The 1,673-nt window shown below is 41.8% G+C and carries 2 protein-coding genes; both read left to right on the forward strand.

What is annotated here, in order from left to right; genetic code table 11:
• A partial coding sequence (locus F6K40_RS40065; protein ID WP_293145865.1) for an IS607 family transposase occupies positions 1 to 567 on the forward strand: 567 nt, incomplete at its 5' end.
• A complete protein-coding gene (locus F6K40_RS40070; RefSeq protein WP_293145868.1) occupies positions 524 to 1,648 on the forward strand; it encodes an RNA-guided endonuclease InsQ/TnpB family protein in 1,125 nt (374 codons plus the stop codon). The genes F6K40_RS40065 and F6K40_RS40070, both read left to right, overlap by 44 nt.
• Positions 1,649 to 1,673: the final 25 nt, after the last annotated feature.

Raw genomic sequence — 1,673 nt, forward strand, 5'->3', positions numbered from 1 at the left:
AGACGATGGGATAATGAAGGAAAGCTTGACAGTATTAGAACTCCCGGAAACCAGCGACGATTCTGCATTGATGAAGAAAATCCCAAAAGTAAGCCAGTTATCGCTTATGCAAGAGTCTCTAGTCATAGCCAACGAGATGACCTTGACCGACAAATTGAGTTTCTACGCGAAAAATACCCCCACGCTGAACTTATTTCAGAAATTGGAAGTGGACTCAATTTTAAACGGCGTAAATTCCTCAAAATATTGGAACGAATATGCCAAAGTGATATCTCAACACTTGTCGTCGCTTACTCCGATAGAGCCATCCGATTTGGATTCCCACTTATTGAATGGTTGTGTCAGCAAAATGGGGTCAAACTCCTGGTTCTCAACCAGAGAAACTTATCTCCAGAAGCAGAACTCGTTGAAGATATCTTGTCCATCCTCCATTGTTTCAGTGCAAGGCTTTACGGATTGCGGAAATATCACGAATCAGTCAGCAAAGCGATTCAAGACAAAGCCTCGGAACCAGACCCGGAAGTTGACACCCAACAGTGTCAGGAAGCTCAGGGTATTTCCATCTGATGCACTGCACAAAGTCTGGAAGCGTTGGCTGAATGCCTACCGTTGGATTTATAATTGGACAATCGCTCAACTTAGAGGTGGTGTCAAAGCAAGTGCTTATGATTTGCAAAAGTTAGCTCGCGATGCCGAACGTCCAGATTCGGTTAAAGAGTTGCCTGGACATCAATTACAAGAAGCAGTCGCTGATGCCGTAGATGGTCACAAACAAGCTATAGCTAATGGTGGTATAGCAAAGTTTAAATCTTGCCGTCAACCGTCTCAAGTCATCAAATTCAAAGTTGGTAACTACAAGAAAAACCACTGGTATCCCACCAAGGTGAAGGGATTGACCTATCGTTCACCAGAAGGCTTTCCTGCTGAATGTAGTTATGGTACTCAATTGGTTTTTGAGCGGGGAAAATGGTATGGCATTTTCCCCGAAGTAAAACAACCAATTCCCACAGAGCAGTCAAAAGTTATTGCTCTCGACCCTGGAGTGCGTACTTTTTTGACGGGATTTGACTCGGAAAAGATTGTTGAGTTCGGTAACGGCGATATGGGGAAAATTCAAAGGCTGTGTTCTCATCTAGATAATTTAATGAGTCGCATTGACTTAAGCGTGGCTAAACGTCAACGACGAGCAATGCGTAAAGCAAGTTATCGTATTAGGGAAAGAATTCAAAGCTTAGTTAAGGATTTGCACAATAAAGTAGCACAATTTCTTGTAAACCACTACAAAATCATTTTTCTACCGACATTTGCTACTTCAGAAATGGTAGTCAAGTCTGGTCGAAAACTGAATAAACGCACGGCTCGAAATATGCTCTCGTGGAGTCATTATAAATTTCAGCGACATTTAATAAATATGGCTAATAGACATAATGTTTTAGTAGTGTTGTGTAATGAATCTTATACTTCAAAAACTTGTCCTGAATGCGGTCATGTTCACAAGCAACTAGGTGGAAATAAAAAGTTCCAATGTCCGAAATGTGGCTATACTGCCCATAGGGATTGGAACGGCGCTCGTAATATTATGTTGCGAGCTTTGCCGGCAACAGCCATCACTTTAACTGGTGATGCTATACAGATTCAAGGTGAATAGCTTTGAGTAGGTTAAATGTTGCACA

This window comes from Okeania sp. SIO3I5, assembly GCF_010672085.1.
Lineage (GTDB): Bacteria > Cyanobacteriota > Cyanobacteriia > Cyanobacteriales > Microcoleaceae > Trichodesmium.